The following is a 24930-nucleotide window of genomic DNA, read 5'->3' as shown; positions in this document are numbered from 1 at the left end:
GTTGTGCTTTAGCGGTTGCGGATGCGGCGAATCGCCAGAATCAGAACCAGTCCCCCGACACCGGCGAGCGACGCCATCACCGCGGGTTGTCTCAATGTCTCGATCGCGCGGGCCTTTGCCCGGTCGGCCAGCCGACGGGGGTTGGCCCGGTCCGCGAGAATATCGACCGTCGACGCCAACTGCTCGCGGGCCTGGTCGATGTCCTTCATGATCGCGTCGGGATCGCGTTCCGCCACTGTCGTCCTCCCTGTCCGATGCTGACCCTGTCGAACTACCCTAGAGCAGCCGGGGTTGGCCGCACTCTCCGGCGAGCAGAAAGGGGCAGTTGTTGACCGACACCGCACGCCTGGCGCCCGGCGATCAAGCGCCGGAGTTCAGCCTTCCCGACGCCGACGGCAACACCGTGTCGCTCTCGGACTACCGGGGACGACGAGTCATCGTCTACTTCTACCCGGCGGCCTCGACGCCCGGCTGCACCAAGCAGGCCTGCGACTTCCGGGACAACTTGCGCGAATTCAACGACGCCGGCCTCGACGTCATCGGCATCTCCCCCGACAAGCCCGCCAAGCTGGCCAAATTCCGTGACGCCGAGGCACTGACCTTCCCGCTGCTGTCCGACCCGGACCGGTCGGTGCTGGCGGCCTGGGGCGCCTTCGGCGAGAAGAAGATGTACGGCAAGACCGTGCAGGGCGTCATTCGTTCGACGTTCGTCGTTGACGAGCAGGGCAAGATCGCCGAGGCTCAGTACAACGTGCGCGCCACCGGGCACGTGGCGAAACTGCGGCGAGACCTGTCGGTCTGATCGCACCGGGCTTGCCGCCGGCCGACGAGGAGCAGCGCATGCCAGTCATCCGGACGAGCCTCTGGTTCGACACCTTGGCGTTGGAGGCCGCCGAGTACTACGTGTCGATCTTCCCCAACTCGAAGATCACCGATGTCTCGTATTGGGGCGCGGAGAACTCCGAGCGAAAAGGCAGCCCGCTGGAGGTGCTGTTCGAACTCGACGGGCGGCAGTTCTCGGCGATCAACGGCGGACCGGACTTCACCTTCGATGAGGCCGTTTCGATTCAGGTGTACTGCGCCGACCAAGCCGAGCTGGATCGCTACTGGGACGCGTTGAGCGCCGGCGGCCGGCAAGTCCAGTGCGGCTGGCTCACCGATCGCTACGGATTGTCCTGGCAGGTGATCCCGAACCAGTTGGCGGCGTTGATGACCGACCCAGACCCTGAGCGGGTGCTGCGGGCGAAAAGGGCCATGCACACCATGGTCAAGCTCGACATCGCCGCCCTGGAGGCCGCAGCCGATGGGCGCTGACCAACCCACAACAACACCTTGTGACCTGACAAGAACAAGCCCCCTAGTCGGCGACTGCCGCCCGGCGCAGCATTAATTCCATCGCTCGATGATCTCCACTCGATGGAAGGCAGGAACATGACTGGGTACAGCTGGGCAGTGATTGGGGCAGGCCCCGCGGGCATAGCGGCGGTGGGCCGGCTGCTCGACCACGGCGTCCCGGCAGCCGAGATCGTCTGGATCGATCCCGACTTCGCCGCCGGCGACCTCGGCACCAAATGGCGCGCGGTGCCGGGCAACACCCACGTTTCCCTGTTCCTCGACTACCTGAACGCCTCACCAGCTTTCCGCTTCGCCGAAGCTCCTCCGTTCGAGCTGACCGAGGTCGATCCGACTCAGACCTGCCTGCTCGGCCTGGTCGCCGACCCGCTGGTGTGGATCACCGAACACCTCTGCCAACGGGTGACACCGGTTCGCGCCATGGCCACCGAACTCACCCTGCGCAACCGCCGGTGGCTGGTGGGCACCGAGGACGCCGAGATCGAAGCGAAGAACGTGATCCTGGCGGTGGGTTCCGTCCCCAAGAAGCTGCATCACCCGCACCTGGAGGAGATTCCGCTTCAGGTGGCGCTGGACCCACGCAAGCTCGCGCAACGGGACCTCGATGACGCCACCGTGGCCGTCTTCGGCTCTTCCCACTCCGCCATGGTGGCGCTGCCCAACCTGCTCGACACCCGGGTCCGCAACATCGTCAACTTCTACCGCAGCCCCAACACATACGCGGTCTACCTCGACGACCGCATCCTGTTCGACGACACCGGCTTGAAGGGCAACGCCGCCGCGTGGGCCCGGGAGAACATCGACGGCACGTATCCGGATCGGCTGCAACGGTGCCACGTGAACGACCCGGCGTTCGCCGAGCAGCTGCGCGCCTGCACTCACGTCGTCTACACCGTCGGCTTCGCCCGGCGGCAACTGCCCGCCACACCGCAGTGGGGTGAGCTGGAATACGATGCGGCCAACGGCATTCTGGCGCCGGGACTGTTCGGGGCAGGGATCGCCTTCCCCGAGTACGGGATGGACGCATCCGGTTCCGGGCAGTATCGGATCGGGCTGATCAAGTTCATGCAAAGGATCACCACTGCGCTGCCGCTGTGGCTGCAATACGGCACCTAGCCACCGCGGCCGGTGGCCGTGCTGCCGATGTGGCTCAACAGCTCCCGGACCGCACCGGCCGGTGGATTGCGTCCACCCGTCCAGATCGCCCGCAGCGTCCGGCGCAGGTCCACTTCGGGCACATCGACGCAGCGCAGCCTGCCGATCGCAAGATCGTCGGCGACGGCCAATCTGCTCATCACCGCCGGCCCGGCACCGGCCAGCACGGCACCGCGCACGGCCACCGACGACGACAGTTCCAGCGCCGGAGCTGCCTGCTGGACGCCGGGACCCAAGACGGCGCGTAACGCCGCCGTCAGCGTGTCCCGCGTGCCCGACCCCTGTTCCCGGACGGCCAGCGGGGTCTGGCTCAGTTCGGCGGCGCTCACCGGCTTGGAGCGGCGCACCCATTTGTGGTCGGGCGGCACCACCACCACGAGGCTGTCCTGGGCGACGACACGGCTTCGGATCCCCGCCAGGGCCCCCGGACTCTCGATGAAGCCGAGGTCTGCCGAACCGGCGCGGACATTGGCTACCGCCTGCTCGCTGTTGCCGGCGCTCAGAATGACCTCCGGGGCCGGTTGCCCCGCTCGAGCCGCGGAGGCCTGCAGCGACACGATCCACCGGGGCATCAGATGTTCGGCGACGGTCAGGCTCGCAGCCACGGTCACCTTCTTACGGCTGGCCGTCCGCAACGAAGCCAGCCCGGCATCGACGTGGGCGGCGACCTCCAGCAGCTGGTCCGCCCACTCCGTGACGACGGCCCCGGCCGACGTCAGTTGCGAGCCCCGCGCACTGCGGGTCACCAGCCGCACCCCGGTCTGTGCCTCCATGGCCGAAAGCCGCGCCGAGACCGCCTGCTGTGTCAGCCCCAATTCCCGGCCGGCCGCACCCAGGCTGCCGGTCTTGGCGATGGCCAGCAACATCTCGAACGCCGGCAGATCGGGCATGCGGGGGCTCAGCGGCATCTGCCCATGCAATCACAAGGCACCGTTGTGAGGCCGGTGCGCCCGTCCGCCGCGGTCCTCAGACGGGCCGGGCGCCCAGCTTCCCCAGTAACAGCGCCTCAGCGGTGGCGGCGCGCTCCAGCACGCCCAGATGCAGGCTCTCGTTGACGCTGTGGGCCTGGGTTGCGGGATCCTCCACCCCGGTCACCAGAATGGTCGCGTCCGGATAGGCCGCAGCGAACTCGGCGATGAACGGGATGGAACCGCCCATGCCCATGTCGATCGGCTCCACGCCCCACGCCTGGGCGAACGCGGCCCGGGCGGCGTCGTACACCGGGCCGGTGGCGTCGATCGCGTAGGGCTGACCGACATCGCCCGGGGTGACCGTCACCTGGGCTCCCCACGGCGCGTGCTGCCGCAGGTGCGCGGCCAGCGCATCCAGGTGGGCGGCGGCGTCGCCGCCGGGGGCCACCCGCATGCTCACCTTGGCCCGCGCCCGGGGGATCAGCGTATTCGACGACGCCGCAATGCTGGTCGTGTCGATTCCGATCACGGTGATCGCCGGCTTGGCCCACATCCGTTGCGGCACCGAGCCGGAACCGATCTCGGTCACCCCGTCCAGCAGTCCGGTGTCGGCCCGCACGCGCTCCGGCGGGTAGTCGACGGGAGCGGCCACGCTTTCGTGCAGCCCGGCGACCGCGACGTTGCCGTCGTCGTCGTGCAGGCTCGCCAGCAGGCGCACCAGCACGGTCAGCGCGTCGGGCACCACACCGCCCCACAGGCCCGAGTGCAGGCCGTGGTCGAGCGTGGCGACTTCCACCACACAGTCCGCCAGCCCGCGCAGCGACACCGTCAGCGAGGGGATCTCGGTGCTCCAATTGTCCGAGTCGGCGATGATGATCACGTCGGCGCGCAGCGCTTCGCGGTGCGCGGCCAGCAGCGCGCCCAGCGACGGTGATCCGGACTCCTCCTCACCTTCGACGAAGACCGTCACCCCGACCGGCGGGCGCCCGCCGTGCGCCCGGAAGGCCGCCAGGTGTGTGGCGATCCCCGCCTTGTCGTCGGCGGTGCCCCGGCCGTAGAGGCGCCCGTCGCGTTCGGTGGGTTCGAACGGCGGCGAATCCCACTGTTGTGCGTCCCCCGCGGGCTGCACGTCGTGGTGGGCGTAGAGCAGCACGGTGGGCGCCCCGTCCGGTGGCGGGTAGTGCGCGATGACCGCCGGCGCGCCGCCTTCGGCGACGATCTGTACCTGCGGGAAACCCGCCTGGCTCAACAGGTCTGCGACGCGCTGTGCACTGCGGTGCACCTCGGGGCGACGTGCCGGGTCGGCCCACACCGACTCGATGCGCACCAGATCCTCCAAGTCGGCCCGCACCGACGGCAGGACCTCGCGGACTCGCGCAGCCAGATCACTCATGGCGCCAGTATTCCTTCCCCGCGAGCAGACACAGAATCGCACGCCCGAGCCATCCGGAGCGCGATTCTGTGTCTGCTCGCGGATTAGGTGACCTCCAGGATGGCGACCGCGGCGGCGGTGTCGCCGTCGTGGGTCAGCGACACGTGGATCGTCACCTCGGCCAGATGCTGGGCGATCTCCCCGGAGAGTCGCACCTTGGGGCGTCCCCAGGTGTCGGTCACCACCTCGATGTCGCGGTGAATCGCCTCCGGCAACACCGGCTTCTGGGCGAACCGCGACCCCGACCACGCCTTGATCACCGCCTCCTTGGCCGCCCAGCGGGCGGCCAGGTGCCGTGCCGCCGACGAACTCTTGTCGGAGGCATCCCGCCGCTCACCGGGGGTGAACGTCTCGGTGAACACCGTCCCGGGTTGGTCCACCTGCTCGGCGAAGTCGGGAATCGAGACGAGGTCGATCCCCACACCAACGATGCTCATGCACCGCTCCTCATCATCGCTTCGCTGTGCATCGTCGCGGCGCGGCCCATAGCCGGTGACGTTAGCCGATATAGACGTCGTCGTCGCCGAGCCGTGCCGCCGGGTTGAGCAGCATCGCCGACTCCTGACGCTTCTCCGGCGCGGAGTGGTCGAACCGCCGGTCGGCGGGCCGCTCATACATCGGCTTGCCACCGGCGATCGCCGAGGCGAGACGCCGCTGGCCGGCCAGCACCCGGGCAGCTGCCTGCTCCTGGTAGGTCGCGCGCTGAGTCGGGTCCAGCGCCGCCAGGAACGCCGCCGGGTGCACCAGCGCGACCAGCCCGGACACGTGACCGAATCCGAGGCTGGTGACCAGCCCGGCCTTGAGCGGGAACTTCTCTCCCAGCTCCAGGGTCTCGCGCGCCCACACCAGGTGCCCGGCGGTCGCCAGCTCGTCGTCGACGCAGTCCAGGCTCCGGTTCGGCGGAATGACCCCGTTGGCCAGCACCTGGCACAAGCCCATGATCTGGAACACCGCCGCGCCGCCCTTGGCGTGCCCGGTGAGGCTCTTCTGGCTGATCACGAACAGCGGTGCACCCTCCGAGCGGCCCAGCGAGTCGGCCAGCCGCTCATGCAGCTCGGTCTCGTTGGGGTCGTTGGCCAACGTGGAGGTGTCGTGTTTGGACACCACCGCGATGTCGTCGGCGCCCACACCCAGTTTGGCCAGTGAGCGGGCCAGCACCGAGTCCCTGCCGCCCCGGCCCGCGCCCAGCGCGCCCAGGCCCGGCGCCGGGATCGAGGTGTGCACGCCGTCGGCGAAGCTCTGTGCGTAGGCCACCACGGCCAGCACCGGCAGGCCCATCTTGGCGGCCAGGTCGCCGCGGGCCAGCAGAATGGTGCCGCCGCCCTGGGCCTCGACGAAGCCCAGCCGGCGCCGGTCGTTGGCGCGGGAGAACTTCGCGTCGCTGATGCCCTTGGCGCGCATCACCTCGGTGTCGGCGGTCGCCGCCATGTCACCGAATCCGATGATGGCCTCCAGCGTCAGGTCGTCGTACCCGCCGGTGACCACCAGCTCCGCCTTGCCCAGCCGGATCTTGTCGACGCCCTCTTCGACCGAAACCGCCGCGGTGGCACAGGCGGCCACCGGGTGGATCATCGCGCCGTAGGAGCCGATGTAGCTCTGGACCACATGCGCCGCAACCACATTCGGCAGGACTTCCTGCAGGATGTCGTTGGGCTTGGCGCGCCCGAGCAGGTTGCCGTGGTACATGGTCTGCATCGACGTCATGCCGCCCATGCCGGTGCCCTGGGTGCTGGCCACCAGCGACGGATGCACCCAGCGCATCAGCTCGGTCGGGGTGAAGCCCGCCGACAGGAACGCATCCACGGTGGCGACGATGTTCCACAGCGCCACCCGGTCGATGGACGTGGCCATGTCCTGGCTGATGCCCCACACCGTCGGGTCGAACCCGGTCGGGATCTGAGCACCCACCGTGCGCGACAGCTTGCTCTTGCGCGGGACCCGGATCTCGGTGCCCGCCTTGCGGATCACCTGCCAGTCCGAGGAGTCCGGCACCGGGCGCACCACGGTGTGCTCGGGGTCGAACTCGACGAACGCGCGCGCGTCGGCCTCGCTGGAGACCACGAACGAGAAGTCCTTGTCCAGGAACACGCTGACCAGCAGCGGCGAGGCGTGGTCCGGGTCGATCGCTCCGTCGTCGACGAACTCGCGGATGCCCACGCGTTCCACCACGGTGTCGTGGTACCGCTCGACCAGCTCGGCCTCGTCGACCAGCTCGCCGGTGGCGGTGTCATACCAACCGGGCGTCGGGTCGTCTTCCCAGCGGACCAGCCCGGTGGTCCACGCCAGCTCCAGCACCCCGGCTGCCGACAGCTCGCCGGCGACCTCCATCTCGAAGCGGGTCCGCGAGGAGCCCAGCGGGCCGAGTTCGGCGCCACCGACGATGACCACCATGTCGGCCAGGTCGACGTCGAGGTCGGCCCAGGCCGGCGCGGGTGCCGCGGTCTGCCCGCGCGGCGGGCTCGGCAGTGCCGCGACGGTGTCGGCGCCCGCGGACTCGTCCCCGGCTGCCGCTTCGGCGGTCATCTCCTCGCGCGCCCGGGCGGCCAGCTCTGCCATGTCCAGGTTCGCCTCGGCCAGGCCACCGGTCAGGTCGGCCTCGATCGGCGCGTTGGCCGCGGCCACCTTGGACTCGACGCTGCACAGCTCCAGCAGCATGGCGGCCATCTGCTCGGTCGAGTAGGTGGTGACACCGGCTTCCTCGACCGCATCGACGATGACGTCGTTGTGGCCCATCAGCCCGGTGCCCCGGGTCCAGCCGATCAGGGCGTGCGCGAGGCTGACCCGCGAGGCCCACGACGACTCGGCCTTCCACCGCGCCACCACGGCGTCCAGCGATGCCTTGGCCTCCCCGTAGGCGCCATCACCGCCGAACATGCCGCGGTTGGGCGAACCCGGCAGCACCACGTGCAGCCGTGAGGCGATGTCGCGTTCAGCACCGATCTTCGACAATCCGCCGATGAGCCGCTGCACGGCCCACAGCAGCACCTTCATCTCCATCTCGGCACGCGGACCGGCCTCGGACAGGTCGCCGGCGACCCGCGGTGCTGCGAACGGGAACAGCAGCGTCGGGGTCTGCGCGTCTTTGAGGTGAATCGACTGCGGCCCAAGATTTTCGGTCTGCTCGGTACCGACCCACTCCACGAGTGCGTCGATATCGGCGTAGGAGGCCATGTTGGCGGGCACCACCCACAGCGCCGCACCGAACCGGGCGTGCTCGCGGTAGAGGCTGCGGTAGAAGCCCAGCCGCTCGTCATCGAGCCGGGAGGTGGTCGCGATCACGGTCGCACCGCCGTCGAGCAGCTGCCCGACCACCGACGCCGCGATCGAGCCCTTGGAGGCCCCGGTCACCACTGCGATCTCGTCGCTGTAGCGGCCCCGGCCGGGGTTCTCCGCGCCGGCGGCGATCCGGGCGTAGAGCGAGGCGTGAATCTGCCGGCCCGACGCCAGCGCCCGGCCCTGCCACCAGGTGGCCTGGGTGGCCACGACATGGCCGGTGCCCTCGAAACGCTCGGCGAGACGGGTCCAGTCGGCGTCGATCTCGCCTTCGTCAGTCAGCCACAGCTTGACCAGGTCCTCGCGGGCACTGGCCCAGCGGTCGTCGAGCAGCACCGCTTTGCGGCCGTCGAACGCCGGCGCCACCAGGCGCGGCCAGTCCGACCCCAATTCGGCGGTCACCAGGTCGATCAGCTCACTGTCGGTGACACCCGCCGGCGCACTCACGGCGTCGTCGAATCCGAGCTGGCCCAACACCAGTCGGGCAGCAGAAGCCAGCACCCCGTCGCGGCCGGTGATCTGGGCGGTGAACTCGCCCAGCGCAGCAGCGTCCACGGTCGCGCCGCCGCCGCCACCGCCGGCCGACGGCAGGCTCACCGCGACACCGCGCCGCGCGGCAACGGCCTGCACGGCCGCGTCGATCACCTTGTCGACAGCCGCACCGTCGGCGAGCGCACCCTCGTGCAGGCCGCCCAACGGTCCGCCCCGGACGCTGGAGCCTTCGCGAGTCCCCAACGCCACCTCGACGGTGACGTGCTTGGCCCAGCCGTCACCGAGCTCCCAGGTCTTCTTGACCCGCTCGGCGATGGCACCGGGCCGCTTGCCCGAGGGCCCCAGAATGGTGCGGAGCTGGTCGTTGATCGCATCGGTCAGCACCGGGCCGTACGGCTTGTAGGTGCGCGCCAGCTTGGTCACCTGCGACTTCAACCCGGCCAGGTCGGCCTCGGCGGCGCCGTCGATGGCGCCCAGGTTCAGCTCCGAGCCCAGGTCCACCAGCAGCTGGTTGCGCCGCGAGGACGCCCCGTCGGTGATGGACTCGATGGAGTCCAGGGCCTCGATCTGGTCGATGCGCATCTTGGCGCTCAACGCGATCAGCGCGCAGGTGGCGTCGGCGGCGTCGAACGCGATGTCCTCAGGGCGCGGGCCCCCGGACGGTGCGGCCGGAGCCGCCGGCGCCGGGGCGGCCGCCGCGGCCGGGGCGCCTTCCGCAGATGCCTCAGCCGGAGCCTCTTCCTCCTCCGGTTCCGGCTCGGGGTCCGTGTCGGTGGCGAACAGCACCGCGGCGTCCCGCTCGGCGTTGAGCACTTCCACGGTGCTGTGGGCGTACTCGGGCAGTTTGAGGGTGTTGGTGGCCAGTCCGGCCACCGTCGGTGCGGTCTTCACACCGATCTCGACGAATCGCTCCACGCCCAGCCCGCCGGCCGCCTCCTCGATGAACAGCAGATCCTGCGTCTCGATCCAGCGGACCGGGCTGGCGAACTGCCAGGCCAGCAACTCGATGACGATCTTGCGGCACAACTCGGCGGGCTTCTCGTTGCGCCAGGTGTCGTAGTCGGCCAGAACCTCGTCGAGGGGCTCGGCCGGGACCAAGTCGCGAATCTCTTGGATGAACTCCCGATCCAAAGTGAACGGCTTGGGCACCAGGTTCGGGATGTAGCGTCCGACGATCAGCTCGGGGTCGGTGTCACGCGGCATGACCCGCTCCAGCGAACGCCGGAAGTCGTCGACGCCGATACGCAGCACGCTCGAGTGGAACGGCACGTCGATCCCGGGAACCAGGATGAATGAGCGCTTGCCGCCGGAGATCTCCCGGCGCCGCTCGACCTCGGCCTCCAGCGCCTCCAGACCGGCCACCGTGCCGGCGATCGCGTACTGCGAGCCGCGCAGGTTGAAGTTGACGATCTGCAGAAATTCCCCGGTGCGCTCAGAGATCTCGGCGACGAACGCGGTCACATCGGCGTCGTCGAGGTCGATCTGCGACGGCCGGATGGCGGCCAACCGGTAGTTGGAGCGTCCCATCGCGTCGCGCGGCACGATGTCGTGCATCTTCGAGCCGCGGTGGAACACCACCTCCAGCAGTGCCTCCAGCTCGTAAACGTCACTGACACAGGCCAGCGCGGTGTACTCGCCGACGGAGTGGCCGCAGGCGATCGCGCCCTCGACGAAGGCGCCCTGCTCGCGCATCTCGGCGACCTGCGCGGCGGCCACGGTGGCCATCGCCACCTGGGTGAACTGCGTCAGGTACAGCACACCCTCGGGGTGCTGGTAGTGCACGCCGGAAGCGATCAGGGAAGTCGGGTTGTCGCGCACCACGTGCAGCACCGAGAAGCCCAGGGTTTCGCGGGTGAACTTGTCCGCGGAGTCCCACACCTTGCGTGCGGCCTTGGACCGGGCGCGGACCTCCATGCCCATGCCCTTGTGCTGGATGCCCTGGCCCGGGAATGCGTAGACGGTCTTGGGGGCGGTCAGCCGGGCGGTCGCCGACATCACCAGATCCGAGCCGATCCGTGCGCTGATCTCCAAAACCTCTGCGCCCAGGTCGATTCCGACCCGGTCCACGCGGAAGTCGACGTCGTCGCCGGGCTTGACCATGCCCAGGAAGCGCGCGGTCCAGCCCACCAGCCGCGCCGGCGGGCGGGCCTGGCCGTCGGTGGCGGTCACCACGTGCTGGGCCGCGGCCGAGAGCCACATGCCGTGCACGATGGGCGATTCCAGGCCGGCCAGCAGCGCCGCGGCCCGGTCGGTGTGGATCGGGTTGTAGTCACCGGAGACGGCAGCGAACGGTCGCATGTCCACCGGCGCGGTGACGGTGACGTCACGCCGGCGGCGGCGCGGGGTGTCGGTGGCGTTGTCGGAGACCGCGCCGCCGGCCCGGACCGGGTCAGTCAATTCCGCGGCGCCGGTGCGCCCGCGAATCGCGAAGCGCTCCTGCAGGGTGGCCAGCACGGTGCCATCGGCCGCAGCAACCGTGACCGACACCGGGACGACGCGGCCGACCTCGGTGTCGGTGGCCGCCGAAACCGTTGCGGTGACGGTCAATTCGGCCGGTTCGGCCGGCAGCGCGCCGAGCAGCTGCGCCGCGTGGTCCAGGTGCACCAACGACAGCAGGCCCTCGACCACCGGGAAACCGGTGTCGGTGGTGGCCGAGCCGATGGCGGCGAACACCGCCGGCCAGCACCGGCCGACCAGTGCGTCGGGCACGGTGGACAGCCCCGGCGCCAGCGGCGCCCCGAAGGTCGCGGTCACCCCGGTGTGGTCGGCGACCTGCTCGGGGTCCCACGCCACGGTCACGGTGGCCGTGCCCTCGTGCACCGGGGGCAGTGCGTCCGGGCCCTCGACACCGGCGGCGATGGCCAGCACCGAACGCATCGCGGCGGCGGCGTCTTCGGTGGACACCAGCGGGGCGGTGCCGTCGACGACGGTGGCCGGCACGGTGAAGCGGATGCTGATCCACACACCCGACAGCGGCACCTGCAGTTCCACGGTGGACTCCGAGACGGCCTCCAGACGCGCCCCGGTGGACGGGTGGGTGGCGGTGCGGTTCTCGTGCACCTGCCACTCGTGGGGGTCGGCGATCCGGTGCACCGGGTTGGTGGCGGTGCGTCCCGCCCACAGCACGTCGGGAGCGTCGAGCACGACGGCCAGCGCACCGGTGACATCGGTGCGTCCCCGGCGGCGCGCGCTGACCGGCGTCGGCTCCGCGCCGGTGGCCAGCACCTGGTCGACCGCGGCCTGCTCGAAACGGTCCAGCAGCTCGCCGACCGGCTCGTCGATCCGGGTGATCCCGGCGACGGCGGAGATACCCGGAATGATGCAGACCTGCTCGGCGGTGTAGCGGGCGTCGTGCGCCTGCCACAGCGAGTCGCTGCGCCACCAGCGGCGCACGTCCTTGTCGATCACCGGCACGAAGTTGACCGGCTTGCCCGGCGTCTTGCACAGCTGGGTGAAGAACGGCGCGTCGGCCGGGTGCAGCCGGACCTTCTCGGCGTCGGGGTAGCGAGCCACCAGCGCTTCGATGGCTTCCGCCGGGCGCTCCAGGATGGCCTGTCCCTGCGGGGTGTCGGCGAACAGGGTCTCGATCGGCCCGGACTCCAGCTCGTGCAGTCGCGCTTCGGCGCGCTGCAACATCGAGCCGAACCGCTCGCGCCAGGTGTCGGCAAGCCAGGGACTGTCCGGCGACGCGGTGTCGGCGGTGGAGTCGCCCGCGCCGATCGCCAATTCCACGTACCGGCGCAGCCATTGCGCATACGTCATCTCGGCGACATCGCCGAAGTACGGCTTAGCGGTGTCGGCCATCGCGGCGATGATCTCGTCGCGGCGCTCGGCGACGGCCTCGCCGTCACCGGCGACTTCGTCGAGCAGCCGGCCGCAACGGGAGGCGACGTTGTCGATCTCGTGGATGTCGGCGCCGAGCTGGCTTCGCGAAGATGCCATGCCGCCCTGGGCTTTGCCGGCGCCGATCCACTGGTCGGTGCCCGTGGTGTCCACCAGCATCTGCTTGACCGCCGGCGAGGTGGTGGCCTCCTTGGTGGCCATCGCCGCGGTGCCCACCAGGATGCCGTCGACGGGCATCAGCGGGAAGCCGTACTGCTGCGACCACCGGCCGGACAGGTACTCGGCGGCCTGCTCGGGGGTGCCGATACCGCCGCCGACGCACAGCGTGATGTTGGGCTGCGAACGCAGCTCGGAGTAGGTCGCCAACAGCAGGTCGTCGAGGTCCTCCCAGGAGTGGTGACCGCCGGCGCGGCCTCCCTCGACGTGCACGATCACCGGCGCGGTGGGCGCCTCGGCGGCGATGCGAATCACCGACCGGATCTGTTCGACGGTGCCGGGCTTGAAGACGACATGGCTGATGCCGGCGTCGTTGAGCTCGGCGATCAGCTCGACGGCCTCTTCCAGTTCGGGGATGCCGGCACTGATCACCAGCCCGTCGAACGGGGCGCCGGACTGACGTGCCTTCTGCACCAGCCGCTTGCCGCCGACCTGCAGCTTCCACAGGTAGGGGTCCAGGAACAGCGAGTTGAACTGCACGGTGCGGCCCGGTTCGAGCAGCTCGGTCAGCTGCGCAACGCGGTCGTCGAAGATCTCTTCGGTGACCTGCCCGCCGCCGGCCAACTCCGCCCAGTGCCCGGCATTGGCGGCCGCGGCGACGATCTTGGCGTCGACGGTGGTCGGCGTCATGCCGGCCAGCAGGATCGGCGAGCGGCCGGTGAGCCGGGTGAACTTGGTCTCGAGCTTGACCCGGCCGTCGGGAAGCGCGACCACGGTGGGTGCGTAACTGGTCCAAGGCCGGGCGACCTCGGGCACGGCGCCGATGGTGAACAGGTTGCGCTGTCCCCCGCGGGTGGCCACCGGCACGATTCCGATGCCCAGGCCGCGGATCACCGGTGCGGTCAGCCGGGTCAGGATGTCGCCGGGTCCCAGATCCAGGATCCAACGGGCGCCCGCCTCATCCAGCGCGGTGACCTCATCGACCCAGTCGACCTGGCCCACCAGGATCGAACCGGCCAGTTGACGGGTCAGCTCGACGTCGAGGCCCACCCTGGCGGCCCACCGACAGACGATCTCGACGCCGTCGGACAGCCGCGGCGAGTGGAATCCGACTTCGACCTGCACCGGCTCGAACACCGGGGCGAAGACCGCACCGCCGCGCAGTTTGTTCTTGCGCTCGGCGGCCTCCTTGTCGGCGATCTGCTCGCAGTACAGCTCGAAACGGGAGAGTTGTTCGGGAGTTCCGGTGATGACCACCGAGCGCCGGCCGTTGCGGATGGACAGCACCGGCGGCAGCACCGTGCGCACGTCCTGGGCGAACTCGTCCAGCAGTTGGCTGATGCGCTCGGGGTCGACGTTGGTGATCGACACCATCGGCGGACGGTCTCCCAGCACCGAGATGCCCCGGCGCCGGGCCACCAGGGTTCCGGCGGCGCCCACCAGTTGGGCGATCGCCAGCAGCTGCACGTCGTTGGCGCCGCCGGCCTTCAGCGACTCGACGGCGAGGATGCCCTGCGAGTGGCCGGCCGCGGCCACCGGCGGGGTTGCCGCCAGATCCAGCCCCTGGCGCTCCAGCGCGCGCATGGCGGCGATCTGGGTCAGCAGGACGCCCGGCACCGACACCGCAGCCGAGGTCAGCTGCTTGGCCGACGGGATCGCGTCCTCGGCGGCCAGCGCCCGCACCCACTGCAGCGGCTCGAAGCCGATGGGCCGGACCACCACAAGTTCGTTGGCGATCGGCTCGAGCAGCAGGTCGGCCTCGCCGGCCAGGGTGGCCAGCTCCGTCTCGATCCCGGCGGAGGACACCAGCTCTTCGAGCGACTCCAGCCAGGCGCTGCCCTGCCCACCGAAAGCGACCGCGTACGGCTCGCCGGCCGTCAGCCGGTCCACCAGAGCGGACGAGGCGCTGGGGAACCGCCCAGAGCCTGATCCGTCGGCAGACACCCGGTCGTGTTCGTGGATCGTCACGTTATATATCTCCCATGCCCTGGTTAACGTCGCGTCGTCGTCGACGCCCGCCGGGATAGCCGGCCCAATTCGCGGGCTCTCGCATCTTCGCGGCCGCGCTCAGCTGTAAGAGTGTCATAAGAACCTGTGCCGTTTCCGCAGCAAATTGGTTACTGGCGAGTTCTACGCTCGGGTAACCCGGCCCCGGATATCACGGGTTGCTGTGACGGCCGGAACGTTCCGGAACAAACGTCCTGCATGTGTGGGGTTACGGTCGAGTAGCCACAACGGCGCTGATCAAGGCTGCATTGTTATCTAATCGTTATGTTTGAATCAGCGAGGCCAACCGGGTTCGGGCTCGGCTGCAGCTCAGGCCCCCAACCGGCGCGGCAATCCCGGTCCCCCCGCGGCGGCGGGCGGGGCCAGTTTGCTGGACGGCCGGCGTCGCGCCGCCGGTGACCCCCGGCGCCCGAACCGGTTCTTGCCGATGCCCGTCGCCGGCCGGACTCTGCCGACGGCTTCGGCGCCCAAACCGTGTGCGACCATTGCGGAGTCCGCGCACTTAACAGACAAGGCAGGCCCAGATTGCGTCCCTGGATCGTGTGGGGCACCGGCCTGCTGTCCTATCTGGTGGCCGTGCTGGACCGCACCACCTTCGGGGTATCGGGTCTTGACGCCGCCGAACGGTTCCACGCCGGGCCGTCCACGTTGTCGTCGTTCGTGATCGTGCAGCTGATCGTCTACGCCGCCATGCAGATTCCGGCCGGCGTGCTGCTCGACCGCTTCGGCGCGCGGGCCATGATCGCCACGGGCGTGGCCGTGCTCTCCGCCGCCCAGGTCACCTTGTCGCTCACCCATTCGCTGCCCGTCGCGGTCGGCGCCTACGGGGTCGTGGGGCTGGGCGACTCGTTCATCTTCATCTCGGTCATCCGGCTGCTGCCCAACTGGTTCGCACCGGAGCGGGTTCCGCTGCTGACCCAGTTGACCGGCATCTGCGGTCAGTTCGGCCAGTTCCTGTCGGCGGTGCCGTTCCTGGCGATCCTGCTGCACGGGGGCTGGACCGCCGCCTACCTCTCGGCGGCCGGCCTGGGCCTGTTCGCCGTGGCCCTGACGCTCGCCGTCGCCCGCGACGCCCCGCCGGGGGCCCCGCCCGCCGTGCAGGCGCGACCGCTGCGGTCGGCGTTCAGCGACGTCAAGACGGTGTGGTCGCGGCCGGGAACCAAGTTGGGCCTGTTCACCCACATGGGCAACTCGTCCTCGCCCGGCGTGTTCGCTCTGATGTGGGGCGTGCCCTACCTGACCACCGCGCAGGGCCTCTCGCGCGACGTGGCGGGGGCAGCGCTGACGCTGTCGGTGGCGGCGTTCGTGGTGGTCGGACTGTTGGTGGGGACCATGTCGGCGCGCCGGCCCGACCGTCGGTCGAGCGTGGCGCTGACGATGATCGCCTTGACCGCATTGATCTGGACGGTGGTGCTGGCGCTGCCGCACCCCGCGCCGCACTGGTTGCTGGTGGTGCTGATCCTGGTCATCTCGGCCGGCCAGCCGGTGTCGATGCTGGCATTCGACTTCGCCCGCACCTACAACCCACCGGCCGCCATGGGCACCGCCCAGGGCATGGTCAACACCGGCGGCTTCATCGCGACGCTGCTGGTCATGCAGGCGATGGGCCTGGTGATCGCGATGGCGGGCGGCTATTCGTTTGCGGCGTTCCGGATGGCCTGGACCGTGCAGTACGTCATCTGGGCGGTGTCGGCGGCCGCCGTGGTGATCTACGCACGCAAAGTCCGCAACGGCGAACCCCTGGGCGAAACTCACATACCCGTGGCGGCCGCACCCTAGCGGGGGCTATGCCGGTGCCGTGTACGGGTCCGGCGACTGCGGACAGTACGCCTGCCGAGCCGCGTTGATGACCAGATGCGCCGAGCCCGGCGACATTTTCAGGTGCGCGATGACCGACACCGGTACCAGCTTGGGCGCGTCGCTGAGCCCCACACAGACGTCGTGGGCCTCCCGCACCAGCACGTTGCGCAGCGGCTCGCACACCGGGCCACAGATCTGCCGGTCATAGTCGGGATGTAGCCCCTGGTGCTCCAGTTCGTCGAAGAAAACCTGATCCTCTTCAGGGTCGGCCGATACGGCGGGCGCCCCCGCCACCACGCACGAGAGCACCGCGAGGAACACGGCTGGAATCAACCCTCTGCCCATGACGCCGCACCAATCCATGCAGGGACCAGAAAACCAGTCTGGCACCGATGCGGCCGATAGCACAGGGGTGTTGTCGCCGATTTACGACGCTGGTGCGGGCGGAGGGACTCGAACCCTCACGCTCTTTCGAGCACGGGCACCTAAAGCCCGGGTGTCTGCCAATTCCACCACGCCCGCAAGCGCACGTCATCGTACGTCGCCCGCGGAGCTTCCCCCAACGCGAACCGCCTTGGGCCCGCCTGCCCCCGCCAACGCAGGCGGTACGGTCAAGGGGTGTCCACTACACGGCGTCGGAGACCGGCACTGGTCGTGCTGGTGATCGTCGCCGCCTGCGCGTGCCTGGCGCTGGGCTGGTGGCAGTGGTCCCGTTTTCAAGAGGTCAACGGGAACTTCCAGAATCTCGGCTATGCGCTGCAGTGGCCGCTGTTCGCCTGGTTCTGCGTGTACGCCTACCGCAAGTTCGTCCGCTACGAGGAAGAACCGCCGGAGCTGCACCCGGCCGACGCGGTGACCGAGATTCCGGCCGGGCTGCTGCCCGAGCGTCCGGCGCCCGCCGCCACCCCGACCGATGATCCCGAGCTTCGCGAGTACAACGCCTATCTGGCCGAACTCAGCAAGACGAAACGAGAGAACAGGAACACCGCATGACCGGCACACCCGCCAATGCCGCCCCCGCCGAGAAGGTCCGCAGCGCACTGTTGCCCTACCGGGTGCTGGCGTGGACAACGGGTATCTGGCTGATCGCGCTGTGCTACGAGATCGTGGTCCGCTACGTGGTCAAGGTCGACAACCCGCCCATCTGGATCGGTGTGGTGCACGGCTGGGTGTATTTCGCCTACCTGCTGGCCACTTTCAACCTGGCGGTCAAGGTTCGCTGGCCGCTGGGCAAGACCGTGGGTGTGCTGCTGGCCGGCACCATTCCGTTGCTGGGCGTCATCGTTGAGCATTTCCAGACCCGTAACGTCAAGGCGCAGTTCGGCCTCTGAGGCCCCGTGGCACTAGGCCAGCGAGCGCAGCGCCGGCAACAGCAGCTGCAGAGCCCGGCCGCGGTGTGACTCCGCGTCTTTTTCAGCCGGGCTCAGCTGCGCGGCGGTGCGGCCGCCGCCCGCCGGGATGAACACCGGGTCGTAGCCGAATCCGCCCTGGCCCTGCGGTTCCCGGGCGATGCGGCCCACCCACTGCCCGCGCACCACCAGCTCGTGCTCGGGGCCCTCGCCCCAGACCAGCGCGCACGCGGACACGAACGCCGCGCCGCGCCGCTCGTCGGGCACATCGCGCAGTTGGGCCAGCAGCAACGCGGTGTTTGCCGCGTCGTCGCCGTGGCTGCCCGACCAGCGTGCCGACAACACTCCCGGCATCCCGTTGAGCGCTTCGACGGTCAGCCCGGAATCGTCTGCGACGCAAGGCAATCCTGTGGCGTTATAGCCGTCGCGGGCTTTGGCCAGGGCGTTGCCCTCGAACGTTGCGGCGGTTTCCGGGGCTTCCGGGTACGGCTCGACATCGTCGAGCGAGACCGGCTGCAGCCCCGACAGGCCGGCATGCTCGAGCACCCGACTCAGTTCGGCCAGCTTCTTGCGGTTGCGGCTGGCCACCAGCAGTCGCCTCATCCGGTCAGCTGCCGAACGCCTTCTTCGGGGCCGGCCCCTCCGGCAGCACCCCCGGGTAGGGCAGCTCCAGCGCCTCGCGCTGCACCACGAACAGCTTCTCGCAGGCGGCCAGCGCCGCGTCGAGCATCTTGTCCAGCGTCGAGCGCGGGAACGTCGCGCCCTCGCCGGTGCCCTGAATCTCCACCAGGGTTCCGGTGTCGGTGGCGACGACGTTCATGTCGACCTCGGCGCGCGAGTCCTCCTCGTAGGGCAGATCGACGCGCACCCGGCCGTCGACCACGCCGACGCTGACCGCTGAGATGGCGCACGACAGCGGCCGCGGGTCGGACAGTTTGCCGGCGGCCGACAGGTAGGTGACCGCGTCGGCGAGCGCCACGTAGGCCCCGGTGATGGCCGCGGTGCGAGTGCCCCCGTCGGCCTGCAGCACGTCACAGTCGATCGCGATGGTGTTCTCGCCCAGCGCGCCCAGGTCGATGCAGGCACGCAGCGAGCGGCCCACCAGCCGGCTGATCTCCTGGGTGCGGCCGCCGACCTTGCCCCGGACCGATTCCCGGTCCGAGCGGGTGTGGGTGGCGGCGGGCAGCATGGCGTACTCGGCGGTCAGCCAGCCCTGGCCAGAGCCTTTCCGCCAGCGCGGAACGCCTTCGGTGACGCTGGCCGTGCACATGACCCGGGTGTTGCCGAACTCGACCAGAACCGAACCGGCCGGGTTGCTGGTGAACCCGCGGGTGATGACGACCGGGCGCAGCTCGTCGTCGAGGCGACCGTCTTCTCGTTTGGACACGCGAACAACCCTAACGGGGATCGCAAGCGCCGCGGCGAGCCGGGCACGTCGGGCCGGCGCGGCGGACTTTGGGGAATCAGCCCTTCGTGATGTCGAACGACTCGTCGCACACCACGGCGTGCACCGGGCCGTCGAATTCGGCCTTCGCCTCCCGGATCACGTCCTCGCGCGCGGTCCAGGGCGGGATGTGGGTCAGCAGCAGCTGTCCCACTCCGGCCGCCGCCGCGGTACGCCCGGCGTCGGTTCCCGACAGGTGCAGGTTGGGTGGGCGGTTGGCCTCGTGGGTCCACGACGCCTCGCACAAGAACACATCGGCGCCGCGCGCCAACTCGATCACCTCGTCGCAGAAACCGGTGTCGGCGCTGTAGACCAGGGTCGCGCCGGAGGGGTCGGTGATCCGCATGCCGTAGGACTCGGTGGGGTGCGAGACCAGGCCGGGCACCACGGTCAGCGCGCCGAACGTGACGGGCTCGCCGTCCGCCCAGGCTCGCACATCGAAGATGTCGGTGATGTCGTCGATCTCACCGCCATAGGGCGAGGACGCGGCACCCATCCGCGACCAGGTGTCACTGGGGCCGTAGAGCAAACCCTTGTCGAACGGCTTGGCCGCCACCGAGGGGTGGTAGCGGCGCCAGACGAACAGACCCGGCAGATCCAGACAGTGGTCGGCATGCAGATGCGACAACAGCACGTGCACCGACCCGGGATCGACATGGCGCTGCAGGGCGCCCAGCACCCCACCGCCGAAGTCGATAACCAGCGGCGGCGTGTCCGGCGCCTGCAGCAGGTAACCCGATGCCGGCGAGTCCGGACCCACCACACTGCCGGAGCAGCCCAGCACGGTCAGTCGCACGTTCCCTACTGTGCCATGTTCGCTGCGGCCATGACGAAGACACCGGTGCTTTACCCACGATTCGTCATCGAAATCACCGCCTAGCGCGAAGGGGCGCGGCGGTGGACCGCTCCGACCCCGCTGATGACCGGTCCCAGAAATCGGGTGGCCAGGTGCGCGAAGGCCTCGGGGTCACCGGTGGCCTCGAAGACCCGCGTGGCCGGGCTGGCCTCGTGGGGGCGCAGGAGATCTTGCTCGGTGAGCACCCGCAGCAGTTCTTTGGCGGTCTCTTCGGCGCTGGAGACCAGCGTCACCACCTCGCCCATCACCAGCTGGATCAGTCCAGACAGCAGCGGGTAGTGCGTGCAGCCGAGCACCAGCGTGTCGACGCCCGCGCGCTGCAGCGGCTCCAGATATCCCTCGGCGAGTCCCAGCACCTGCCGGCCGCTGGTGATGCCGCGCTCGACGAAGTCGACGAAGCGGGGGCAGGCCACCGCGGTGATCTCGGTGTCGCGGGCGGCGGCGAACGCATCCTGGTAGGCGTGACTGGCGATGGTCGCCTGTGTCCCGATCACCCCGATGCGGCCGTTGCGGGTGGTTGCCACCGCCCGGCGCACCGCCGGCAGGATCACCTCCACGACCGGCACGTCGTAGCGTTCCCGGGCATCGCGCAGGCACGCCGCCGAGGCGGTGTTGCAGGCGATCACCAACGCCTTGATGCCCCGCTCGACCAGATCGTCCCCGATTGCCAGCGCATGCGCGCGGACCTCGGGGATGGTCAGCGGTCCGTACGGTCCGTTGCCGGTGTCGCCGACATAGATGATGTCCTCGTCGGGCAGCTGGTCGATGATCGAGCGGGCGACGGTCAGCCCACCGACACCGGAGTCGAAGATTCCGATCGGGCTCACGCCGCAGCCCCCCGGCGCCGTTCGCGGGCTTTGCGTTCCGGGCGCGCCAGCCAGTAGGCGGCCAGCACGCCGGCGAGCGCCCCACACAGGTGGCCCTGCCAGGACACCCCACCGCAGATGTTGAGCACCGGCACCGCTCCCCAGAGAATTCCGCCGTAGAGGAACAGCACCACCAGCCCGACCAGGATCTGCCAGATCCGGCGGGTGAACCAGCCGAACACCAGCAGGAAGGCCAGCCAGCCGAAGATCAGCCCGGAGGCGCCGATGTGGTCGGTGGGCCCGCAGGAGGATCCGACGTTGCCGATCAGCCAGGTGCCCAGACCGCCGACGATCCACACGATCGCGGTGGCCAGCACAAACCGGGACAGCCCGGTCAGCGTCAGCAGGAAACCCAGTACCAGCGCCGGACCGGTGTTGGCCAGCAGGTGCGCCCAGTTCGCGTGCAGCAGCGGGGCGAACAGCACCCCCCACAGGCCGTCGGTCTCCAACGGACGGATGCCGTTGCGGTCCAGCTGGTGACCGCCCGCCTGATCGACGGTTTCGACAAGGTAGAGCAGGCCGACGAACGCGAGGATGGTGGCCCCGCCGGTGCGCCAGACGGGCTTGTCGGCCGGCCGGGGCGCGGGTGCCGTCTTATCGCGGGCGTTCACTGCGCACCCCGCGCGCTGCGGTCGCGGGACCGGTCGGCGAATGCGCCCGGCACCGTGCCGCGGTAGGTGGGAATGCCGGCCACCGGATCGGCCGACAGCAGCCCACCGAGCACCGCTCGGGCCAGACAGTCCGCCGCGGCGGCGCCGACCTCGGTGATCAGTCCGGTCTCCGGAGACAGGGCGGCCGGTGTTCCCGGCAGCGGCGGAACCTCCACGGTTCCGGTCGACAGCGCGAACACGGTGTCCCCGTCCACTGGGGTGTGCGAGGGCCGGATGGTGCGGGCCAGCCCGTCTTGAGCGGCGACGGCCATCCGGCGGCAACCGGCCGGACTCAGCGCGGCATCGGTGGCCACCACGGCGATGGTGGTGTTGAGCGTCAGGGATTTGGGCTCCAGACCAGCCAGGATGGCCAGCTGCTCGGACGGCGGCGCCGTCAGCCCGAACTCCTCGATGAGCAGCGCCGACCAGGGCAGCCCGGTGGTCGCGTCGATGACTTCACCGGTGGGGTTCACCACCACGATCGCGCCCACGGTGACCACCTGGTCGCCGAGCTCCAGCGTCGTCGAGGCCGTCCCCACACCACCTTTGAAGACCCCGGCACGCGCACCGGCTCCGGCGCCGACACTGCCCACCGCCGGCAGGTCGCCCTGGGGGCCGGCGGCCGCCGCCACGGCGGCGTAGCCGAACTCCGCGGTGGGTCGCCGATCCCAGCCGCCGACCGGGAGGTCGAAGATGACCGCGGCCGGCACGATCGGCACCACGCCGCCGTCCAGCGCCACGCCACGGCCCTGTTCTTCCAGCCAGGTCATCACGCCGTCGGCGGCCGCCAGCCCGTAGGCGCTGCCCCCGGAGAGCACAACGGCGTCCACCCAGCGCACGCTGTTGGCCGGGTCCAGCAAGTCGGTCTCGCGGGTACCGGGTGCACCACCGCGACCGTCGACCGCGCCGACGGTGCCGGGCGGCGCCAGGACCACGGTGACACCGGTGGCCCAACCGCTTCCGAGCGTCGCATCGTCGTCGATCCGCTGGTGGTGGCCCACCCGGATGCCGGCGACATCGGTGATCGAACCCATGCGCATCATCGTCTGGGCCTTCCCATCAGTGCGACTACCAGGAATTCCTGCAGCACGGTCAGCCACTGGTACACGTTGAGCTGCGCGGCCGCCACATCGCCGGCAGGCAACTGCTCGGGGCCGTCGGGACCGATCTTGAGCACGGTGCCCAGCGCGAGCCGCACGTCGTTGACGGCGGCGACCCACGCGTTCGCCTGGTCTTCGGTCAACTCCAAGCGGCCGCCCTGTTCGGGAATGGTGTCCAGCACCTGTTGTGCCGCGGCACGTTTGGCGTCGATGATCTGCGGCTCGTGCAGGCTGCGCAGCGCCGCGTTCAGGCTCTCGGCGTCGACCGCGGGATCCTGCCCGGGACCTTGCGGGCGGTAGAAGTCCGGCAGCAGCCGGCGCGTGGTGGCGTCTGCCGGTGGGCGGGTGTTGCCGGTTCGCATCCCGGTGATCTGCTCGAGTTCGTCTGGCGGGGAGCCGGACTCCCGTGCGTCGAGCATGCCCAGCACCGAGCCGATCAGGTTGCGCAGCAGCCCGGCCTCGTGCAGGGCCAGCGCAGAACGGAAGCGGGGCCCGTCGGCGGTTTCGACCCGCTTCCAATTTCGCACGGTGACGTCCCGGTTCCCTTCCGATCGAGTCTCAGCGGTCCTGCTGCATGGTCGCCCACAGCCCGGCGGCATGCAGTTTGGACACGTCGACCTCCATCGACTCCCGGCTGCCCGCCGACACCACGGCCTTGCCCTCGTTGTGCACCTGCAACATCAGCTTGGTCGCGTGCTGCTCGCTGTAACCGAACAGCTTTTGGAAGATGTAGGTCACATACGTCATCAGGTTGACCGGGTCGTCCCAGACGATGGTCACCCACGGGGACGCCGTCCCCTCGAGCGGGTCGGCGCGCCGCTCCCCGGTGCCCTGCGGTTTCACCGGGGCAGACGTCGGTGCTGACGTGGCCATACCGGTCAGGATACCGAGCCGAGCCGGGGTGCGGTCCAGTCGATACGGTTGGCAGGTGGACTCCTCGGCCCGGTGCAGCGGGCTGCTCACCGACAAGTACGAGCTGACCATGCTCGCCGCGGCGCTGCGCGACGGCACGGCGGGTCGGCGGACCGGTTTTGAAATGTTCACCCGCCGACTGCCCGAGGTACGCCGCTACGGCGTGGTTGCCGGCACCGACCGGTTTGTGCAGGCTGTGCTGGACTTCTCCTTCGACGATGCCGCGCTGAGTCTGCTCTCGGAATTCCTGGATCCCTCGACGCTGCAGTTCCTGGCCGATTTCCGCTTCCGCGGCGACATCGACGGCTATCCCGAAGGTGAGCTGCACTTCGCCGGCTCGCCGGTGCTCACCGTGCAGGGCAGTTTCGCCGAGTGCGTCGTGCTGGAGACCCTGGCCCTGTCGATCTTCAACCACGACACCGCGATCGCCTCGGCGGCGGCCCGCATGGTCCACGCCGCCGCCGGGCGGCCGCTGATCGAGATGGGTTCGCGCCGCACCCACGAGCAGGCCGCCGTGGCCGCGGCACGCGCCGCCTACCTGGCGGGATTCGCCGGGACGTCCAATCTGGAGGCGCACCGCCGCTTCGGGTTGCCGGTGCTGGGCACCAGCGCCCACGCCTTCACACTGCTGCACACCGGAGCCGACGGCGAGCTTGAAGCGTTCCGGTCCCAGGTGGCCGTGCAGGGCGTCGGCACCACACTGCTGGTGGACACCTATGACGTCGCCACCGGGGTCGCCAACGCCGTGGCGGCGGCCGGACCGGACCTCGGTGCGGTCCGGATCGACTCCGGGGAGCTGGCGGTGCTGGCCCATCAGGTGCGCGACCAGCTGGACCGATTGGGCGCCACCGCAACCAAGATCGTCGTCTCCGGCGACCTCGACGAGTACGCCATCGCGGCGCTGCGGGCCGCGCCGGTGGACAGCTACGGCGTCGGCACCGCCCTGGTGACCGGTTCGGGCGTGCCGACCGCCGGCTTCGTCTACAAACTGGTCGAGGTCGACGGCAGACCCGTGGGCAAACTCAGTGCCGGCAAGCAGTCGCAGGGCGGATGCAAACACGCGATGCGCCTGGCGCGCAACGGCACCGTCGTCGAGGAGGTCGTCTACCCGGCTGGGCGCCCGCCCGCCACGGATGCACCGGCCCGGGGTGTGACGGTTCCGCTGGTACGCGGCGGCGAGCCGGTGGCCGAGACCGGTCCGGCGGCGCTGGCCGCGGCGCGCGAGCGCGTGACGTCCGGGCTGCACAGCCTGCCGTGGGAAGGCCGCAAGCTCGGCCGTGGTGAGCCGGCCATCCCGACGCGGGTGGTGGCCGGCGGCTTCTGACCGCTGG

General features: G+C 69.9%; 20 protein-coding genes, 1 tRNA gene and 1 pseudogene. 7 read left to right on the top strand and 15 right to left on the bottom strand.

Annotated elements, in window-relative coordinates; translation table 11 throughout:
* Window positions 1-8 precede the first annotated feature (8 nt).
* Window positions 9-236 (bottom strand): DUF3618 domain-containing protein, encoded by a 228-nt coding sequence (locus G6N14_RS04215; protein ID WP_085134681.1) that lies wholly within the window; start codon window positions 234-236, stop codon window positions 9-11.
* A 92-nt stretch (window positions 237-328) separates the two neighbouring features.
* Between G6N14_RS04215 and bcp the strand changes: the two genes are divergently transcribed.
* From bcp to G6N14_RS04200, 3 genes are all read left to right on the top strand, one after another.
* Entirely contained in the window at window positions 329-802 is a 474-nt protein-coding gene (gene bcp / locus G6N14_RS04210; protein ID WP_085134834.1) for a thioredoxin-dependent thiol peroxidase, read from the top strand.
* A 38-nt stretch (window positions 803-840) separates the two neighbouring features.
* Window positions 841-1314 carry a VOC family protein gene (locus G6N14_RS04205; RefSeq protein WP_085134833.1) on the top strand — a complete coding sequence of 158 codons (474 nt, stop codon included), beginning with the start codon at window positions 841-843 and terminating at the stop codon, window positions 1312-1314.
* A gap of 117 nt (window positions 1315-1431) precedes the next feature.
* The gene (locus G6N14_RS04200; protein ID WP_085134680.1) at window positions 1432-2469 is read left to right on the top strand and encodes an FAD/NAD(P)-binding protein; all 1038 of its coding nucleotides are present in this window, start codon (window positions 1432-1434) and stop codon (window positions 2467-2469) included.
* Here G6N14_RS04200 and G6N14_RS04195 read toward each other — a convergent pair.
* The 4 genes and pseudogenes from G6N14_RS04195 to G6N14_RS04180 all read right to left on the bottom strand — a co-directional run bounded on the left by G6N14_RS04195 (window position 2466) and on the right by G6N14_RS04180 (window position 14583).
* Window positions 2466-3416: a LysR family transcriptional regulator gene (locus tag G6N14_RS04195; RefSeq protein ID WP_085134679.1), complete on the bottom strand. Its 951-nt coding sequence runs from the start codon at window positions 3414-3416 to the stop codon at window positions 2466-2468. The two genes, G6N14_RS04200 and G6N14_RS04195, sit on opposite strands and share 4 nt — an antisense overlap.
* A gap of 58 nt (window positions 3417-3474) precedes the next feature.
* Window positions 3475-4865, bottom strand: a pseudogene (locus tag G6N14_RS04190) (M20/M25/M40 family metallo-hydrolase).
* A 30-nt stretch (window positions 4866-4895) separates the two neighbouring features.
* The gene (acpS, locus tag G6N14_RS04185) at window positions 4896-5288 is read right to left on the bottom strand and encodes a holo-ACP synthase AcpS (RefSeq protein WP_085134677.1); all 393 of its coding nucleotides are present in this window, start codon (window positions 5286-5288) and stop codon (window positions 4896-4898) included.
* A gap of 61 nt (window positions 5289-5349) precedes the next feature.
* Entirely contained in the window at window positions 5350-14583 is a 9234-nt protein-coding gene (locus tag G6N14_RS04180; RefSeq protein WP_085134676.1) for a type I polyketide synthase, read from the bottom strand.
* A 564-nt stretch (window positions 14584-15147) separates the two neighbouring features.
* Between G6N14_RS04180 and G6N14_RS04175 the strand changes: the two genes are divergently transcribed.
* The gene (locus G6N14_RS04175; protein WP_085134675.1) at window positions 15148-16401 is read left to right on the top strand and encodes an MFS transporter; all 1254 of its coding nucleotides are present in this window, start codon (window positions 15148-15150) and stop codon (window positions 16399-16401) included.
* 6 nt (window positions 16402-16407) lie between these two features.
* Here G6N14_RS04175 and G6N14_RS04170 read toward each other — a convergent pair whose 3' ends face one another.
* Both G6N14_RS04170 and G6N14_RS04165 read right to left on the bottom strand, forming a co-directional pair.
* On the bottom strand, window positions 16408-16767 hold the full coding sequence (locus G6N14_RS04170; protein WP_085134674.1) for a DUF732 domain-containing protein: 360 nt from the start codon (window positions 16765-16767) through the stop codon (window positions 16408-16410).
* A 90-nt stretch (window positions 16768-16857) separates the two neighbouring features.
* Window positions 16858-16944: transfer RNA gene (locus G6N14_RS04165), tRNA-Leu, on the bottom strand.
* Between the two features lie 96 nt (window positions 16945-17040).
* Here G6N14_RS04165 and G6N14_RS04160 point away from each other — a divergent pair.
* Together G6N14_RS04160 and G6N14_RS04155 are read left to right on the top strand one after the other, a co-directional pair.
* Window positions 17041-17415 carry a hypothetical protein gene (locus G6N14_RS04160; RefSeq protein ID WP_179960805.1) on the top strand — a complete coding sequence of 125 codons (375 nt, stop codon included), beginning with the start codon at window positions 17041-17043 and terminating at the stop codon, window positions 17413-17415.
* Entirely contained in the window at window positions 17412-17753 is a 342-nt protein-coding gene (locus tag G6N14_RS04155; protein ID WP_085134672.1) for a DUF3817 domain-containing protein, read from the top strand. Before G6N14_RS04160 ends, G6N14_RS04155 begins: the two co-directional genes overlap by 4 nt.
* Before the next feature lie 12 nt (window positions 17754-17765).
* Here G6N14_RS04155 and G6N14_RS04150 read toward each other — a convergent pair whose 3' ends face one another.
* The 8 genes from G6N14_RS04150 to clpS all read right to left on the bottom strand — a co-directional run bounded on the left by G6N14_RS04150 (window position 17766) and on the right by clpS (window position 23560).
* Window positions 17766-18374 carry a non-canonical purine NTP pyrophosphatase gene (locus tag G6N14_RS04150; RefSeq protein WP_085134671.1) on the bottom strand — a complete coding sequence of 203 codons (609 nt, stop codon included), beginning with the start codon at window positions 18372-18374 and terminating at the stop codon, window positions 17766-17768.
* Window positions 18375-18378: 4 nt separating this feature from the next.
* Window positions 18379-19158: a ribonuclease PH gene (gene rph, locus G6N14_RS04145; protein ID WP_085134670.1), complete on the bottom strand. Its 780-nt coding sequence runs from the start codon at window positions 19156-19158 to the stop codon at window positions 18379-18381.
* 76 nt (window positions 19159-19234) lie between these two features.
* Window positions 19235-20011 (bottom strand): cyclic nucleotide-degrading phosphodiesterase, encoded by a 777-nt coding sequence (locus G6N14_RS04140; RefSeq protein WP_085128553.1) that lies wholly within the window; start codon window positions 20009-20011, stop codon window positions 19235-19237.
* Window positions 20012-20091: 80 nt separating this feature from the next.
* Window positions 20092-20898 (bottom strand): glutamate racemase, encoded by an 807-nt coding sequence (murI, locus tag G6N14_RS04135; protein WP_085134669.1) that lies wholly within the window; start codon window positions 20896-20898, stop codon window positions 20092-20094.
* Entirely contained in the window at window positions 20895-21548 is a 654-nt protein-coding gene (locus G6N14_RS04130; RefSeq protein WP_085134668.1) for a rhomboid family intramembrane serine protease, read from the bottom strand. The genes murI and G6N14_RS04130 overlap by 4 nt, the downstream gene beginning before the upstream one ends.
* Window positions 21545-22621, bottom strand: a complete 1077-nt coding sequence (locus tag G6N14_RS04125) for a P1 family peptidase (RefSeq protein ID WP_085134832.1) — start codon at window positions 22619-22621, stop codon at window positions 21545-21547. Before G6N14_RS04125 ends, G6N14_RS04130 begins: the two co-directional genes overlap by 4 nt.
* A 5-nt stretch (window positions 22622-22626) precedes the next feature.
* On the bottom strand, window positions 22627-23214 hold the full coding sequence (aosR, locus tag G6N14_RS04120; RefSeq protein WP_085134667.1) for an oxidative stress transcriptional regulator AosR: 588 nt from the start codon (window positions 23212-23214) through the stop codon (window positions 22627-22629).
* A 31-nt stretch (window positions 23215-23245) separates the two neighbouring features.
* Window positions 23246-23560, bottom strand: coding sequence for an ATP-dependent Clp protease adapter ClpS (clpS, locus tag G6N14_RS04115; protein WP_085134831.1), 315 nt, complete (start codon window positions 23558-23560; stop codon window positions 23246-23248).
* A gap of 55 nt (window positions 23561-23615) precedes the next feature.
* On the opposite strand from clpS, the gene G6N14_RS04110 reads away from it, so the two are divergent.
* Complete coding sequence (locus tag G6N14_RS04110) at window positions 23616-24923, top strand: nicotinate phosphoribosyltransferase (protein ID WP_109559727.1); 1308 nt, start codon at window positions 23616-23618, stop codon at window positions 24921-24923.
* The last annotated feature ends 7 nt before the right edge of the window (window positions 24924-24930 follow it).

The sequence above is a fragment of the Mycolicibacter hiberniae genome (assembly GCF_010729485.1).
In the GTDB taxonomy this organism is placed as follows: domain Bacteria; phylum Actinomycetota; class Actinomycetes; order Mycobacteriales; family Mycobacteriaceae; genus Mycobacterium; species Mycobacterium hiberniae.
The sequence above is the reverse complement of the archived record's forward strand: the minus strand, read 5'-3'. Positions and strand labels throughout refer to the sequence as shown.